The organism is Clostridium sp. ATCC 25772 (assembly GCF_001573875.1).
GTDB classification, from domain to species: Bacteria; Bacillota; Clostridia; order Clostridiales; family Clostridiaceae; genus Clostridium_J; species Clostridium_J senegalense.
In genome coordinates this window covers 79,216-94,965 of the sequence record NZ_LFRG01000008.1, presented here as the reverse complement: position 1 = coordinate 94,965, position 15,750 = coordinate 79,216, and the positions used below count along the sequence as shown (strand labels likewise).

Genomic DNA, 15,750 nt, shown 5'->3' with positions numbered 1-15,750 from the left:
ATTATTTTTAATAATTTTAAGGGAAGTCAAATAGACTCCCCTTAAAATTATTAAAAATATCAATTATATTAAAACATAATCTTTTTAAAACTAACTGTTTAGTTTCAACTATACCTCTTTACTTATAATTTCTTAATATATTTTACTACCTTTTAGGTAAAAATACAGTTATTCTTGTACCTATCTCTTTCCTGCTTAAAACGCTAAAGTATCCTTTGTGACTATCAATAATCCATTTAGCAATTGAAAGTCCTAGCCCTGTACCACCTTTTCTAACTCTTGCAGTATCAGCTCTAAAAAACCGTTCAAATATGTGTAACACATCATTTTCATCCATCCCTATTCCATTATCTTGAATAGAAAAATACGGTTCATCTTTATTATTTTTTCCCGTTCTTAATATTATATCTTCGCCTTTATCTGTATACTTTGCTGCATTTTCTATTAATATCCTAGCTGTTTGTTTAAGTAATGATATATCACCATAAACACTTACATTATCTGAATATATATATTCATATGCATGTTCTTTATCTATCATCTTAGATTCTTCTAAAACCTCTTTCATCACATCATTAAGTGAAAATTCTATTATATTAAGCTGTGTTTTACCGTTAATACCTCTTGCTAAAAATAATAGCTGCTCTATTAAGTTTTTCATATTTTCCGATTCACTTTTTATAGCTACAATAGATTCTTCTAATACTTCTTCATCATCTTTACCCCAACGATCTAACATATTAGCATACCCTTGAATTACAGATATAGGAGTTCTAAGTTCATGAGATGCATCTGAAACAAATCGTGCTTGTTGCCTATAAGAATCCCTCATTCTATCTAATAAATTATTGATTGCTTCTTCTAACCCTTGAAGTTCACTATCGCCAATATGAATTCTTTCATCAGATATAGTAGGACTTATCTTAGATATAGCATCCTCAAGACTATGAAATTTTTGCTCATCAAAAGCCATATCACTAAGTCTGCTAGCAGCTTCTGCTATTTCATTAAGTGGTTTTAAAATCCTTCTATTTTTTGCAGTACCAAATATCATTTGTGTTAATAACATAATTCCTTCTACAATTCCAATAGTACTAATTACTCTTATAAGAAGGTTTAAAAAAGTACTAGCCTCTTTTATCATGACTTTTCCATTATCCCAAATAACTTTATAAGTTGCTGTTTCTATAGGATAAAATTCAAATGACCTTTGAGCATTCCTTACAATCTCACCATAAAAATTAATTTCATTTTCAATGCACCAAACTCCAATAAATCCAGCTATTATACATATATCAATAATAAGAAACTTTAAAAATAAATTTCTTACAAAAACAGAGTTTAATTTTATTGCAATAGATATAACATTCTTTGTTTTATTTTTTCTACTCATCTTTAATTACGTATCCCACACCACGAACTGTAGTTATTATTTTAATGTTAAAAGCATCATCTATTTTTGTTCTCAAAAATCTTATATAAACATCAATAACATTAGTTTCTCCAAGATATTCATAACCACATAACTTTTCCATAAGTATATTTCTAGTTAACACTATATTCTTGTTTTCCAATAATATTTGTAATAAATTAAACTCTCTATTGGTTAGTTCTATCTCATTTTCATCATACATTACTTTATGTCTCATTTTATCTAATGATAGTAGACCACACCTTATTATATCTTCATCCTTTTTCACTGTGACTATTCTTTTTTTAAGTGCTGTTCTTATCCTCGCAAGTAATTCTTCTATTGCAAATGGTTTAGTTATATAATCATCTGCTCCTGCATCAAGTCCTGATACCTTATCCATAACTGCATCTCTTGCAGTAAGCATTATAATGGGAATGTCAGAAGTTCTTCTAATCCTTCTTAATACTTCAAGACCATTTATTTCTGGAAGCATTATATCAAGGAGAATTAAATCCACTTCACCATTTTCTGCAATCTCAAGACCTGTTCTGCCATTATTAGCTTTTATTACCTCATAACCTTCGTGTCTTAACTCAAGCTCAATAAACCTTGATAATTTCTCTTCATCTTCAACTATTAAAATCTTAACCATTTCTATCCGCCTTTTTAAATTTTTCTTTTATAATTTTTACATTATCTGAAATATTCTTCAATATCCTATTAGCTTTATCTGCATTAATAGTTTTTGAATATATATATAACTCTATGTCTAAAAATAATAAAATAATTGTTAAAGGTATAATCATCCAAAAAGCAAAAAATAAAAGAATAATAATTACAGTAAGTGGTATCTTTAAAAATATCCTATCTTTCTTTTTTATTTGTAAAAAAATATTATTGCATGTATCTATACACTTACATATAGCTTCAAAAATTCCTTGAAAATTATTATTTGATTCATATCTATTTTCTTTGTTTTTCTTATTCTCTTCCTTTTTTTCACTATACCTTGTTTCATTAGTATAAAATATATTTACAGAAGGTCTTTTTACCCTTCCCTTCTCTTCCAAATATAATAATGCGTCTAAAATATCCCAACCACTATTTTCTAAAGCTATTTTAGCTTCTTCATAGCTTACATTTGTTTTTTCCCTCAATTTATCTATTAATTTAAGTTTATCCATAAATAACCTCCATATCTATGGCACAAATACAATTGTTTATTATAGGGTTCCAAATTAAATTTTCAACTTATTCATTTATCAAATGATAAAACTCAAATTAATATTTTATCAATAACTAACAGATTATTTTAGTTAAAAGTTAAGAGTGAATAGTTACTGATAACAAAAATTTGATGTATAAATTTAAGTTGGAGATTGTTTCCCTATATAATTATATCCTTAGATATTAAATTATACCATTTAATTTTATATAATCCTAAAAATAAAGAGACTTTGAAAATATTCAAAATCTCTTTACTATAATATATTATTTTTCATAACCTTTTTTAAAGTCATTTTTAATATTATCTGCTGACTCTGATGCTTTTTCAAAAACATTATTTACACCATCATAATTATTATGAGCACCAGACAATGAATATTTATATCCACAGAACAATCCGATTATTAATAATACTATAGTTGGTACAGATAAGAATATTAGTAAAAGTATTGATATTGTTAATGATATTCTTATTGGTTTTTCATTTTCTTTTTTTACCTCAAAACAGTTCTGATTTCCTTTTTTTATAAATTTACTTATAAACTTAAACACTCTACCAACAACCTCTCCAATTCCACCATATCTTTCTTCATGTTTTTTTCTATTTTTCTTTTTATCTTCTCTTTGCTCTTCTTCCTTAACTTCAATTATTGTAGCATTTTCAATTGTATTGCTTTCTATTTTTCCATTTTTCTCTAAATATATAATAGAATCTATAACATCCCAGTTACATTTTTCTAATGCTTCTATCGCCTCTTCACGAGTTACATTAGCCTTTTTAATTATAATTTCAATCATTTCGTTTTTTTCCATTTGAATTACCTCCGTGTATTTATTAATCATTCATCATGGTTATATAATACGTTTAGAAGATTAATCTAAAATATAAGAAAGATTAAAATTAGATTAAAAATTAAAATTAATTATAATTTAGTAGTTTTGTTACTACTTTAACTTACTTGATAGCTTCATATTTGATATAGCCATTGTAGAAATAATTGATATTATAAAAACTAACAAAGATATCAAAATGACTAATACATAAGTAGGTATAACTTTACCTGCTATATTGTAAATCTCAGGGTGAATATAATACTTATTAAAATTAATCATATGGTACGGTAAGAATGCCTTAAGATAATGATTAATCTCAAAATTATTTTTAGGTAGCATAGTCATTATTGCACAAAAAAATGTTACAAATAATGCTCCTGATAAAATCTGATCTACTATACTTGTAAATAGAAGTGTTGTAGATACCATAATTAACATTGCCATAAATCCTATTGTTACATTCAATAAATACTGCTGTAAGTATGTTAAATTGTAAGGACAAAACAAATAACTTACACTACTTTGAATAGGTAAACTAGCCCCTTTAAATCCAAGTATTAATAGTTTTGAAAGTGAAAAAATTAATACAGCTGTAATATAAATCATAGCACCTACTTCAAATCCTGTTATTATTTTAATTTTAGCTAAAGTTTTCTTTCCATGTTTAGTTGCAATGTACAGTTGTCTCATTTTCGTCTTTGGGTCCTTTGCAAATACAGGTAAAATAATAAATGGTATAACAACTATAACAACTGTAACGAAGTCTACCATATCATTATTTAAGTTCTTCCACCCCTCTGCATATCCTAGTCTTAAAGGTGTATTAAGTTTTTCACCCTCGGAAGCTAACTTATCTATATCTTCTATATAACCTGCTCCACCTATATTCTTTTTTACATTTACTATTCTCTGATTGTAAAAATTTTTTATATCATCACTTGTAAGTTCTTCTATTTTTTTTTCATAATTCGAAGCAACAAGTATAAATAAATTTGAATTGTATAAATACTTACTTTTATCTTTGCTCTCTACAACATCTTTTATAGCCTTTTCATCTAATAATATTTTATGTTTATCTAGTTTTGATTCTTTTAAATTATCTTTACTAGACATTATAATATTTCCTTGTGAATCGTATACATTGTAATTATTTAGAGACATTATACTACTAAAGATAGAAAATATTAAAATAGCTGCAGAGAGTATAAGAAAGTTTCTCAAGCTTAATATTCTTTTTCTTTCAACTCTTATAATTTCTTTCATTTAATTTAACCACCTAATTTTTATTTTTAATATGCTGTTACTATAGGGTTCTAAATTGAATTTTAAACTTATTCATTTATCAAATGAGAAAATTTAAGATTAACATCATATCAATAGTTGACAGCTTATTTTAATGAATAGTTAATTTAACTTATATCTCTTATACTGTCTCACTGTTAAAATTCTAATTACTAACATGTAAATAAATGCTATAGCTATAAATGCTAATGAATATGGTATCATTATATTTCCTATAAAATAACAAATATCAAACTCTTTAAAAAAACTAATATGTTTAGCGAAATAAATAGGATTAAGTTGTAATTGTAATGGATTAGTTGTATTCGCTAATTTTAGAAGTACCCATATACTAAATACAGATATAAACGTTGTTAATTTTGAATATTTAACTTTCAATGATATTAGCATAATTAAATTTGCAACTATTAATACCCCTAATAAGCCTTGTAAAATCATAATTACTATACCTGTACCTACACTTATATTATATAAACAAGTGAACCATATAGTTTGTATAGATGTACTCCATCCATGTAAAGAAGCTCCAACTCCAATTTCTATTAAAAGTATTCCTATAAATATAGCGTAAATTACTACTGAAAATATATTTCCTGCTATGATTCTTGCATTCATATTTTTCTTTCTTCCAAACTTAGAAGATAGTGTAAGCTCATCTATTCCATTATTGCTATTCTTTGAAAATAATGAACTTAACGCAAATCCTATTACTATAAGCACAAGATAGTATTGTGTTCCATATTGCCATACAAAATAACTTAATCCTCCATTATAATCCACCTTGAAAGGAATTTTTAATTTATTTATTTTTTCATTTATATTATTCATATGGTTATCTGTGTATTTAAACCAATTATCACGCTGATTGTATTCTTTTATAGTATCACTTACAGATTTTTTATACTGATTATAAAACTTTTTTTCCGATTTTATAAAGTCAAAGTCTAGTCCCTTGTTAAGATTAGACGCCTTCGAACCATAATTAGCAAAGTTTATAATTTGATTTGTATAATTATATTTTGTAGAATATGCTCCAAGCAATTCCCCAGCCTTTTGTTTTTCTTTACTTGAATTGAAATTTTTAACTAAATTATCTAAATACTCTTGATTCATTACTCCTTGTATATCTTTTGATTCATTTCTTATTGCTCTACAAGATTTTAACCCATTAACTTCTTTACCTTCACTAGTAATAGCCTCAGAATTAAATAAAATTATAAAGATATTAATTGTAGATATTATAACAAGTAATACTACAGATACTATAGTGAGTTGAGTCCATATCTTTTTAAATTCATATTTTACTAATTCTTTCATATTTTTAACACCTACTCTTTATAACTGTTTCCATGATGTATTACTTTCCATGGACTATCCTTTGACTCTCTTACTAAAATTAAATAACTATATACATCCTCTTTTTCTGTTTCATATTCTTCAATATATATATTTTCATTATCATAGCCACTAGCTACTCCTTTATCTTCATCATCGTAAATTGCATTCATTCTTGGATCCATACACTGTGATACATTATGTATATATACTGGCTTTTCAGGAATTTTTAATTTATTTTCAATATAATTATTCGCAATACGTGAAAGTTCTTCCATTTTCTCATAACTTTCATTGCTAAAATCAGGCATATTTTTACTTTGACCTGGTACATTAATACATGGCTCTCCAATAGATAATGTACCTTCAGGAGTCTCTTGAATACTTTCTTTTCTTTCCTTTCTTCTTCTTGAAAGATCCTTATCAATTGCTGTATCCTTTTGTTCTTCTGGAAGTCTATCTATAGCATCTCCATCTATATTATTTACATCATTACTTCGTGAGCTGCTTATACCAGTACTTCGTGAAGTACAACCTACAGAAAATGTCAAACTCATTAATATAGCTCCAATTATCATTAAACTTTTTCTTCTTTTCATTTTAAATCCCCTCACTTTGTTATTTTTTTAACTAATATAGTTATTATATTGGTTTTAAAATATACTTACCTTTACATTTAAATTATTATAATTCTATCTAAAGGCATGTAGATACATAATAATCTTCTAAGCTTGGTTCTAATGGTTTACTTGTAACACCTTCATATTTCTCACCTACATATCTTACACGTATGTTTTGTTTTTCTTGTTTTCTGTGAATCACTTTTCTATCTTGGCTTATTTTATTAAATACATCTTGATTAACGATAGTTTCCCAAACTTTTCCTCTTATTTTTTCTACTAAGTTATCAATATTATCAGCTTCTACTAATTCCCCACTTTTTATTATTATCAAATCATTTGCAATTGCTTCTATATCAGATAAAATATGCGTTGATAATATAACTATCTTATCTTTTGACATTGAACTTATTATATTTGAAAACCTTATCCTTTCTTTTGGATCAAGTCCTGCTGTTGGCTCATCCAGTATTAATATCTTAGGGTCATTAAGTATTGCTTGTGCTATACCTATCCTTCTTTTCATACCACCTGAAAAAGACTTCACTTTTTTATCTGCTACATGTTCTAAGTTTACAAATTTCAAAACCTCTAGAATTTTTTTATCTAACTCACATTTGGGAATACCTTTTAATGCACCCATATATTCTAAAAAATCCTTTGCTGTAAAACTTGGAAATACATTATAATCTTGTGGCATATAACCTATAATATCTCTATACTTTTCATCTAAATTTATTATATCCTCACCATCAAAGGTTATCTTTCCTTTAGTTTGAAAATCAACAGTAGTTAAAATTCTCATAAGAGTACTCTTACCTGCTCCATTTTCTCCAAGTAATCCATAAGTACCTGACTCCATTGTAATGTTTATATTTTTTAATGCTTCTTTATTTCTATATGATTTATATAAATTTTCAATCTTTAATTCCATTTTACTCCTCCTTTATAGATACTAAATAACTATTTAAGCTATTTAGTATCTGTATTGTTTTAATATTATAACGAGCTATGAACTTGGCAATAATGCATATGCTAATGAAAAATTCGATCCAATTGTTACACTGCTATATTTGCCAGTTTTAAAAAGGACTAGCCCTAACTGCTTTTCTTCTTGAGTTAAATTCTCATATTCTCTATCTTCATAAAGATTTATAGTATTTCCACAAAGATTTATAACGTTTCCATTATTCATAGATTCACTACTATATAATGAAGTTTCACCTGCTTGAACTACAATCGTATTATTAAATGAAATTACTGATAATGCTGAAATAAATAATAAAAATACTACAAGGAAAGTTCCTTTTTTTCTCTTTTTACAACTTAACATTGACTCAACTCTACCTTTAATAATGTGAACCCCATTTGTATTGAACTGAGATGAAAACATTGTAGTTTTAAGAGTATTTCTATATTTTAATGTATTTACTAAGACAAACGCATATTCCTTTATTTCATCTTTGCTAAATCTTTTAATTACTTTTTCATCACAAGACAATTCACATTGCTCACCAAAGTATACTTTTAATATCTTAACTAATGGATTAAACCAATGTATAGCACTAGCAATCATTAAAATTAACTTTAATAAATTATCTTTTCTTTTAAAGTGAATTAATTCATGTCTAAATATCCACTTTAATTGTTCTTTGTCATAATCATTATTAGGTATTATTATTTTATTTTTTATAATACCTATCAAAGCAGGAGAAGAAAGTCCATCTACTTTAGATATATTAATATGTTTTCTAATATTTAAAGCTTTCTTTTCTTCTTCTAAGATTTTAATTGTCTTAGTATCAGTAACTATGTGATTTATATTTTGTATCTTCTTATAGAATAAAATTTGTTTACAAATATTTTTTATAACAATATATATAACTCCAAATAGCCAAATACAAAATATTATTTTAATGTAATTTACTATATTATTAGTTCCTGACTTTTTTATAGAATGTACACTTTCTAAAATAATATTATTTTGAAAAGGCAAATATACTCCTATACTTGATATAAAAAGCATTCTTATAGTTATCAAAATACAGATTATATAGTTTAACTTATGAGTATACTTACATAAAATTTTATTTTTTAATAAGGCTATCAATATAATTGGTATACTAACGCATATACTTGTTTTTAAAAGTTCAAACATTAAATAGTTCATAGCATCACCTATTTTTTATCCACTCTTCTAAATCTTTAATATCGCCTTCTGATATGTCTTTAGAATCATCAAGAGCTGATATAATACTTGATAAAGAATTATTATGCATAAAACTAAAAAAATCTTTAGTTTCAAATTTTAAATACTCTTCCCTATTAATTAATGGTAAATAAAATGTTTGTCTACCCTCTTTTTCTTGCTTTAAAAATTCTTTTTCAACTAATCTACTAAGAGTCTTAGATGTAGTTCCTTTTGACCAATCATATTTTTCACTCATAAATTTTGTAATATCTACAGAAGCAACTCTACAAATTTCTTGAGCCCATATAAACTTCATAACTTGTAGCTCCGTTCTAGGAATCTTTTTCAACTTTAACACTCTCCTCTTTACGACACTTGTCTACCTTGTATATTTAGTATAATACGGCATTTGTCTACTGTCAATATATTCATGTAATTAATTTTATTGTAATCTTCCTAAAACCTTTAAATCTTTTATATTTATTACTTAAATAAACATAAAATGACGATATTAAACTATTTAATATCGTCATGAGTCTTTAAAAGTATCTCCTACTTATCATCTATTCTTCATATAAATTTATTCTAAATTCCTAACATTCCACTTAATAAACAATATAAGTGCAACATTTAACATTGCTATTACTAGTAAAATTATTCCTATTGGCACTCCACTTTCTATAACTTGTCCAAATAATAATTGTCCTGGTGCAACACTTATTGTGGCTACTGCTGTTGAAAATGCTGATACACTCCCTAACATGTATACTGGTAATTCTTTTTGCATGAATGTTAAAGTTAATACATTTGATAATGTTAATGATAGCATTATTGCCATACCACCAATTGCAAAGATTCCTACGAAAATATAATTATTTGCTTTTATAAACCCTATGGTAGACATTAAAATTACACCTACTATCATAGGTAAATATGTATAATATAATTTTTTCATTGAAAACATTTTAGGTTTCATGCTTATTAAAAAGCCCCCAAATATCATACCTAACACACATACTCCTTCTACCATTCCATAAACCTTAGAAGAAAGTCCTAGTAATATGTTTATAAAATATGGTGCAATTATTGATATTATTGGTACTAAAAATATATTGCAAAAGGCATATGAAACTATAATTCCTAATATGATTTTCTTTTCTTCTTTCAAGTAAATAAAAGTATTTTTCATATCTAAAAAAGATTGTTTTATAAATTCCATTGATAATAACTTATTGTTTTTATTACATTTTATATTTTCATGTTTACATACATCTGGAATGTCTAGGAATAGCTCCATTATTGCTGATATAAAAAAACTTATTGCATTTATTATTACTATTATTTTTATACCTAATATTCCATAAAATATTCCTGCAAATATTGGCCCTACAAAGTTTACAATTGAGCCTACTTGATTTATTATTCCATTGGCTGAAGTAAGTTTGTCTTTCTCTACTATTTGTGGAATTGAAGATACTGTAGCTGGTCCATACAATGTGGCGCACACTGATAGCATAAACATAACTATAGCAACTATCAATTCATTATCTCTTCCACTTAGTAACACAAAAGCATAACATCCAATTATTGCAAAGCAAAAGAAATCTAAATATACCATTATCTTTTTTTTATTTACACTGTCTGAAAGCCTTCCTGCTATTGGTGCAAATAAAACATAAGGTATTGTTGATATTGCTAATATGTTAGCAAAAACGGCTGCACTACCTGTAAACTCTAGTAAATATAAAGACATACTAAACCTTTGAATGGCATTTCCAAATAGAGAAATAATCTGCCCAATCACTATTATTATAAAGTTTTTATTTTTCATCTACGCTACCTAAAAAGCTCATACTCCATGCATACTGGATACTGGCCATTTTCACTTTCTTTAATATTAGCATTTATTCCATATATCTCTTTTAAAGTACTATTATTAATTACCTCTATAGGCTTTCCCTTACAAACAATTTTTCCTTTTTTAAGACCAATGATATTATCTGCAAATCTACAAGCATTATTAAGCTCATGAAGAACTATAACCACTGTTATGTTCTTTTCTTGATTAAGTTTTTGAAGCACTTCTAGCACTTCTAACTGATATGACATATCTAAATAAGTTGTAGGCTCATCAAGCATTATAATCTCTGTTTCTTGAGCTAATGCCATAGCAATCCAAGCTCTTTGTCTTTGTCCACCAGATAAATTTTCAATTTCTCTATCTGCAAATTCACTAAGAACAGTTTCCTTTATTGCCCAATCAATTATTTCTTTATCATGGTTATTAAGACCACCTATAATCTTTTGATGTGGAAATCTTCCATAAGCAACAAGTTCCCTTACTGTAAGTCCACTTGGGCAACTTGGTCCCTGTGGTAGAAAAGCAACTTCTTTAGCTATATCCTTTTCTTTTATGCTTTTTATATTTCTATTATTTATAAAAATATCACCGTTTTTAGGCTTATTAATTCTTGCTATAGTTTTAAGTAATGTTGATTTTCCACAACCATTGGCTCCAATAATTATGCTTATTTTCCCCTTAGTTATGTCTAAATTCATATTTTCAATTATAATATTATTTTCATATGCCACTGATAAATTTTTTACACTAATAGCTTCCATAATTATTTCTCCTTCATCATTAAATAAATAAAATATGGTACTCCAAATATTGATACTGTTATTCCCACTGGAATTTCAATTGGAGAAAATAAATTTCTTGAAACTGCATCTGCCAAGATTACTATTATTACACTTATCATAGCTGACACTACAAGAAAATTTTTATGATACGGTCCAACTAACTTCCTTGCCATATGTGGTGATATAAGTCCTAAAAATCCAATATTTCCTGCAAAGGCTGTTGCTGTTCCTGCCAATATAACTACATAACTTAAAAACTTTTTTCTTTCCTTTTCTAAGTTTAAACCTAATGATATGGCAAGTTCATCAGAAAGGTTTAATACATCTAACTTTTTATGATTTAATAAAACTAATATAAACATTATTGATACTATTGGAATAACTACATTTGCATAGTTCCATCCAGAACCCCAAAGACTTCCTGATGTCCAAACTAATATTCTATTATAATCTCCAACTCCACCTCTAAATGTAATAAAAGTTATAAAAGCATTTAGTCCTGCATTTAGTCCAATTCCTATTAACAAAAGTCTTTTTGGTCTTATCCCATTTCTACTAGACATCATATATATTACAAAAGCAGTAATTCCTGCTCCCAATATTGCCATAAATGGCAGAACAAATATTGAAAACTCTCCAAGTTCACTATAATAACTTCCAGTTTGATATGTAATAAATAATACTGCCACCACTGCTGCACCAGCATTTATACCTATTATTCCTGTATCTGCTAAATCGTTTTTAGTTATAGTTTGAAGAATTGCTCCTGCTGTTGATAATGCAATTGCCACAAAAACTCCAACTAAAATTCTTGGGAGTCTAATATCTAATATTGCTGTATTTTGGGCTCTTGTTCCATTGCCTAGAAATGTGTTTATAACATCTATAGCAGAGACTTTGTATGTACCCCAACATAATGTAACTACAAAGGATATAGACAATAAAACTATTAGAATACTCAAAACTACTTTAAATCGTTTTTTATCCATTATCCTCTCTCCTTTCTAGCTACTGAAATAAAAAATGGTACTCCTATCAGTACTGTAAATACTCCAATTGGTGTTTCATAAGGATTAAATAACATTCTTGCTGCAATGTCTGCATAAGTTAAAAGAACTGCTCCAAATAAAAATGAACATGGTATATTTCTTCTATAGTCTTCTCCTAATAACTTTCTAACTATTTGTGGAACTATAAGTCCAACAAATGCTATATTCTTACCAACTGCAACTGCTGCTGCAATCATTGGTATCACTACCATAAGAGTTTTAAATCTTATTTTTTGTGGATTTTGCCCAAGCCCAATGGCAACATCGTCTCCTAAATTTAATATATTTATTTTTGATGATAATAAAATTGCTATAACAAGTCCTATAATTGCAAATATAAATACTAATTTAAAATCTGCCCAAGTGGCATTTCTAAAACCTCCAGATACCCAAAAGGCTATCATTTGAGATTGATTTGTTAATAATCCAATTATTGTAGTTAAAGAAATGAAAAATGTACTCATAGCTGTTCCTGCTAAAAGTATCTTTGTAATAGAATTATTATTTGCCTTTTTTGATATAAATGCTAAAACTATAATTCCAGTTATAAGTGCTCCTATAAAAGAAGCTATCATTACATTTTTAGTGTTTATTGTAACTCCTACTGCATAAAAAATTGCTATTATTAAAGTTGCTCCTTGGCTCACCCCTAATATAGACGGTTCTGCTATTGGATTTCTTGTAACACCTTGAACCATTGCACCTGTTACTCCTAAAATTCCTCCTGTTAATAAAACAGAAAGTGCCCTTGGAATACGTACATCTCTAACTAACATAAGTTCTAAAGTTTTATTATAATTAAAAATGCTATTCCAAATATCCTTAAAAGTAATATGGACAGATCCTAGCTTTACAGCTAGAATCAGTCCCACTATTAGAAGTAACAAACTACAAAACAGAAAAACTATTGTACGTTTATTACTTAGTTTCATTTAACATCTCACCTATTTCATCTACTAATATATCTCTTCCAATTGAGCTGTACCCTTGATTAAAATAAGGTGATGCTTCTAATACAATAACATTACCATTCTTAACTGCAGGTAAACTATTCCAAATTGCATTACTTTCTAATTGTGCTAAATCTTCTTTTGTTGCCATTAAAAATATGTAATCAGTTTTAATTGATGCTAATCCTTCATAAGTTACAACTGGAAGGCTTATATCACCTTGCTTTGGCATTCCTTCTGGTTTTTTAAGACCCATATCTTCATATAACACGCTACCAAAACCAGCTCCATCAAATATAAAAAATTGTCCTCCACTTGCCAAAAATGAAAGGTATGTTTTATCTTCTCCAAATTCTCCTTTAACTTTATCGCCAGCCTTTTTAGCCTTAGCTTCATAATCTGCTAGCCATTTATCTGCTTTATCCTCTTTATTAAATACCTTTGAAAAAGATTTAAGATCTGCTTTCCAGTCTAATGCATCTAATTGAATCATAACTGTTGGTGCAATTTTATTTAATTGGTCATACATTTTTTCTTGAACTGTTGATATAACTATTAAATCTGGCTCTAAATTCATTACCCCTTCTATATCCATAGTATCTTGCATGCTATATCCTAAAATCTCTGCACCTTTTAATGTATCCTCTAAATACGAAGGAAACTTAGTGTAATCATAAGCATCACTATTTGCAGTTCCTATAACTTTATAACCTAAAATTGATAAAATATCGCTATTACCACTTAAATCTACTATTTTTTCAGGATTTGCTGGTATTTCAACTTCTCCTCTTACATCTGTAACTGTTACAGTGCTTTCTACTCCGTTATCTTCTTTTACCTCTTTATTTGTTCCGCATCCCACTAAAAATATAGCCGTTATACAGATAATTATCGTGCTCTTTAAAAAATTAAACTTCATAATATTCCTCCTTAGTATTGCTTCCTATCTACTTTTTGTGTTACGATTTATCTGAACTTATTGTATATGAGTTTCATTCTCATTTCAATCCTTGCATCTAATTTAATAATTTTATCATCTATTCTAATAATTATTATTTAGATAGCAAAAACTTATATTAAAAAATATTATGTCCAAAACTAAGCATAAAATTTATAAAAATGAGGTATATACTATGATTTGCAAAACAACAAAGGAATTTCAAAATAAAGTTTTAAATAAAATGACCTTTACACCCTATCCAAATGAAAACTACACAATATATAAAAATGAAAATAGACCTGAACTAGGATATTTTATTAAATATAATAGAGATAAGTATTATGAATTTGGAATTGGCGACTATACAATTCCAGAAAGTTTTTCTCTTGTTTTTGAACATAATGAAGAAATATTACGGTTTGGAACTGTTTATAGTGGCGAAACTAAATTTAAAATTGAAAATAATCCAGTATCTTCTTTTAGTCCATCCTCATTTTTTGTATCTGAAAAAAACATAAAAGGAAAGCAACATTGGAAAAAAGGTCAACACTTTCATGGTGCAGAAATAACAATTTATAAAAAATACTTTGAAGAAATAATACATTCAAACTTTCCAGAATCTATAGTTTTTGATAAATTTATTAACAACTATACCTATAATTATCTACCTCTTGAAGTAGCTTCTATTATTCAAAAATTAAGAAGTCTAGCTGAATCTAATAAATTGACTTCATTATACTTAGAAAGCAAAATTTTAGAATCAATAGCGTTACTTTATAATGAGATATCTTCTTCACCTGAAAATGTTTTTACTAATCAGCTTAATTATGGAGATATTAAAATAGGGAATAATAGATCTATTACTCTAACTGCATCAGATATAAATGCAATCCAAAAAGCCCATGATATCTTAACAAAAGAAATATGTAATCCACCGACAATAAAAAGCCTAAGCAAAATGGTGTTTTTAAATGAACAAAAATTAAAGGCAGGATTCTCTGCAAAATATCATATGTCAATTAGACAATATACTAATTCACTTAGAATGACTACAGCAGAAAACTTGCTATGTACAACAGAATTAAGTATTGATGAAATATCTAAAATGGTTGGATATAATTATAGCGGAAACTTTGTAAAAATGTTTAAAAATGTACATGGAAAAACGCCTTTAGCATTTAGAAAAATGAAGTTATAGAATTTATATAAAAAACCACCTTAATGCTTAAAATTCAGTTTTAAACA

Annotated in this window: 16 protein-coding genes; 1 reads left to right on the top strand and 15 read right to left on the bottom strand. The window is 27.1% G+C overall.

The features are described from left to right. Positions 1–145: 145 nt before the first annotated feature. From AZI32_RS04175 to AZI32_RS04105, 15 genes are all read right to left on the bottom strand, one after another. Positions 146–1,393: a HAMP domain-containing sensor histidine kinase gene (locus tag AZI32_RS04175; protein ID WP_061994641.1), complete on the bottom strand. Its 1,248-nt coding sequence runs from the start codon at positions 1,391–1,393 to the stop codon at positions 146–148. Continuing rightward, complete coding sequence (locus tag AZI32_RS04170; protein WP_061994640.1) at positions 1,386–2,066, bottom strand: response regulator transcription factor; 681 nt, start codon at positions 2,064–2,066, stop codon at positions 1,386–1,388. The genes AZI32_RS04175 and AZI32_RS04170 overlap by 8 nt, the downstream gene beginning before the upstream one ends. Continuing rightward, on the bottom strand, positions 2,059–2,598 hold the full coding sequence (locus AZI32_RS04165; RefSeq protein ID WP_010296747.1) for a UBA/TS-N domain-containing protein: 540 nt from the start codon (positions 2,596–2,598) through the stop codon (positions 2,059–2,061). Before AZI32_RS04165 ends, AZI32_RS04170 begins: the two co-directional genes overlap by 8 nt. A 307-nt stretch (positions 2,599–2,905) precedes the next feature. Next, positions 2,906–3,454, bottom strand: coding sequence for a ubiquitin (locus AZI32_RS04160; RefSeq protein WP_061994639.1), 549 nt, complete (start codon positions 3,452–3,454; stop codon positions 2,906–2,908). 132 nt (positions 3,455–3,586) lie between these two features. Continuing rightward, entirely contained in the window at positions 3,587–4,738 is a 1,152-nt protein-coding gene (locus AZI32_RS04155; RefSeq protein ID WP_061994638.1) for a hypothetical protein, read from the bottom strand. A gap of 141 nt (positions 4,739–4,879) precedes the next feature. Further along, positions 4,880–6,094, bottom strand: a complete 1,215-nt coding sequence (locus tag AZI32_RS04150; RefSeq protein WP_061994637.1) for a hypothetical protein — start codon at positions 6,092–6,094, stop codon at positions 4,880–4,882. 11 nt (positions 6,095–6,105) lie between these two features. Continuing rightward, positions 6,106–6,711, bottom strand: coding sequence for a hypothetical protein (locus tag AZI32_RS04145; protein WP_061994636.1), 606 nt, complete (start codon positions 6,709–6,711; stop codon positions 6,106–6,108). A 97-nt stretch (positions 6,712–6,808) separates the two neighbouring features. Further along, on the bottom strand, positions 6,809–7,666 hold the full coding sequence (locus tag AZI32_RS04140; protein WP_061994635.1) for an ABC transporter ATP-binding protein: 858 nt from the start codon (positions 7,664–7,666) through the stop codon (positions 6,809–6,811). A 75-nt stretch (positions 7,667–7,741) separates the two neighbouring features. Beyond that, a complete protein-coding gene (locus AZI32_RS04135) occupies positions 7,742–8,902 on the bottom strand; it encodes a M56 family metallopeptidase (protein WP_061994634.1) in 1,161 nt (386 codons plus the stop codon). Between the two features lie 4 nt (positions 8,903–8,906). Next, complete coding sequence (locus tag AZI32_RS04130; RefSeq protein WP_235700157.1) at positions 8,907–9,281, bottom strand: BlaI/MecI/CopY family transcriptional regulator; 375 nt, start codon at positions 9,279–9,281, stop codon at positions 8,907–8,909. 222 nt (positions 9,282–9,503) lie between these two features. After that, complete coding sequence (locus AZI32_RS04125) at positions 9,504–10,754, bottom strand: MFS transporter (protein ID WP_061994633.1); 1,251 nt, start codon at positions 10,752–10,754, stop codon at positions 9,504–9,506. Between the two features lie 5 nt (positions 10,755–10,759). Continuing rightward, the gene (locus tag AZI32_RS04120; protein ID WP_061994632.1) at positions 10,760–11,545 is read right to left on the bottom strand and encodes an ABC transporter ATP-binding protein; all 786 of its coding nucleotides are present in this window, start codon (positions 11,543–11,545) and stop codon (positions 10,760–10,762) included. 2 nt (positions 11,546–11,547) lie between these two features. After that, positions 11,548–12,555, bottom strand: coding sequence for an iron ABC transporter permease (locus tag AZI32_RS04115; RefSeq protein ID WP_061994631.1), 1,008 nt, complete (start codon positions 12,553–12,555; stop codon positions 11,548–11,550). Then, on the bottom strand, positions 12,555–13,547 hold the full coding sequence (locus tag AZI32_RS04110) for an iron ABC transporter permease (RefSeq protein ID WP_061994630.1): 993 nt from the start codon (positions 13,545–13,547) through the stop codon (positions 12,555–12,557). Before AZI32_RS04110 ends, AZI32_RS04115 begins: the two co-directional genes overlap by 1 nt. Continuing rightward, positions 13,534–14,484 (bottom strand): iron-hydroxamate ABC transporter substrate-binding protein, encoded by a 951-nt coding sequence (locus tag AZI32_RS04105; protein ID WP_061994629.1) that lies wholly within the window; start codon positions 14,482–14,484, stop codon positions 13,534–13,536. The genes AZI32_RS04110 and AZI32_RS04105 overlap by 14 nt, the downstream gene beginning before the upstream one ends. 214 nt (positions 14,485–14,698) lie before the next feature. On the opposite strand from AZI32_RS04105, the gene AZI32_RS04100 reads away from it, so the two are divergent. After that, positions 14,699–15,703, top strand: a complete 1,005-nt coding sequence (locus tag AZI32_RS04100) for an AraC family transcriptional regulator (protein ID WP_061994628.1) — start codon at positions 14,699–14,701, stop codon at positions 15,701–15,703. Positions 15,704–15,750 lie beyond the last annotated feature (47 nt).

Coding starts and splice junctions, on each gene's coding strand:
- AZI32_RS04175 (WP_061994641.1), bottom strand. CDS start 1,393: ATGAGTAGAAAAAATAAAACAAAGAATGTTATATCTATTGCAATAAAA.
- AZI32_RS04170 (WP_061994640.1), bottom strand. CDS start 2,066: ATGGTTAAGATTTTAATAGTTGAAGATGAAGAGAAATTATCAAGGTTT.
- AZI32_RS04165 (WP_010296747.1), bottom strand. CDS start 2,598: ATGGATAAACTTAAATTAATAGATAAATTGAGGGAAAAAACAAATGTA.
- AZI32_RS04160 (WP_061994639.1), bottom strand. CDS start 3,454: ATGGAAAAAAACGAAATGATTGAAATTATAATTAAAAAGGCTAATGTA.
- AZI32_RS04155 (WP_061994638.1), bottom strand. CDS start 4,738: ATGAAAGAAATTATAAGAGTTGAAAGAAAAAGAATATTAAGCTTGAGA.
- AZI32_RS04150 (WP_061994637.1), bottom strand. CDS start 6,094: ATGAAAGAATTAGTAAAATATGAATTTAAAAAGATATGGACTCAACTC.
- AZI32_RS04145 (WP_061994636.1), bottom strand. CDS start 6,711: ATGAAAAGAAGAAAAAGTTTAATGATAATTGGAGCTATATTAATGAGT.
- AZI32_RS04140 (WP_061994635.1), bottom strand. CDS start 7,666: ATGGAATTAAAGATTGAAAATTTATATAAATCATATAGAAATAAAGAA.
- AZI32_RS04135 (WP_061994634.1), bottom strand. CDS start 8,902: ATGAACTATTTAATGTTTGAACTTTTAAAAACAAGTATATGCGTTAGT.
- AZI32_RS04125 (WP_061994633.1), bottom strand. CDS start 10,754: ATGAAAAATAAAAACTTTATAATAATAGTGATTGGGCAGATTATTTCT.
- AZI32_RS04120 (WP_061994632.1), bottom strand. CDS start 11,545: ATGGAAGCTATTAGTGTAAAAAATTTATCAGTGGCATATGAAAATAAT.
- AZI32_RS04115 (WP_061994631.1), bottom strand. CDS start 12,555: ATGGATAAAAAACGATTTAAAGTAGTTTTGAGTATTCTAATAGTTTTA.
- AZI32_RS04110 (WP_061994630.1), bottom strand. CDS start 13,547: ATGAAACTAAGTAATAAACGTACAATAGTTTTTCTGTTTTGTAGTTTG.
- AZI32_RS04105 (WP_061994629.1), bottom strand. CDS start 14,484: ATGAAGTTTAATTTTTTAAAGAGCACGATAATTATCTGTATAACGGCT.
- AZI32_RS04100 (WP_061994628.1), top strand. CDS start 14,699: ATGATTTGCAAAACAACAAAGGAATTTCAAAATAAAGTTTTAAATAAA.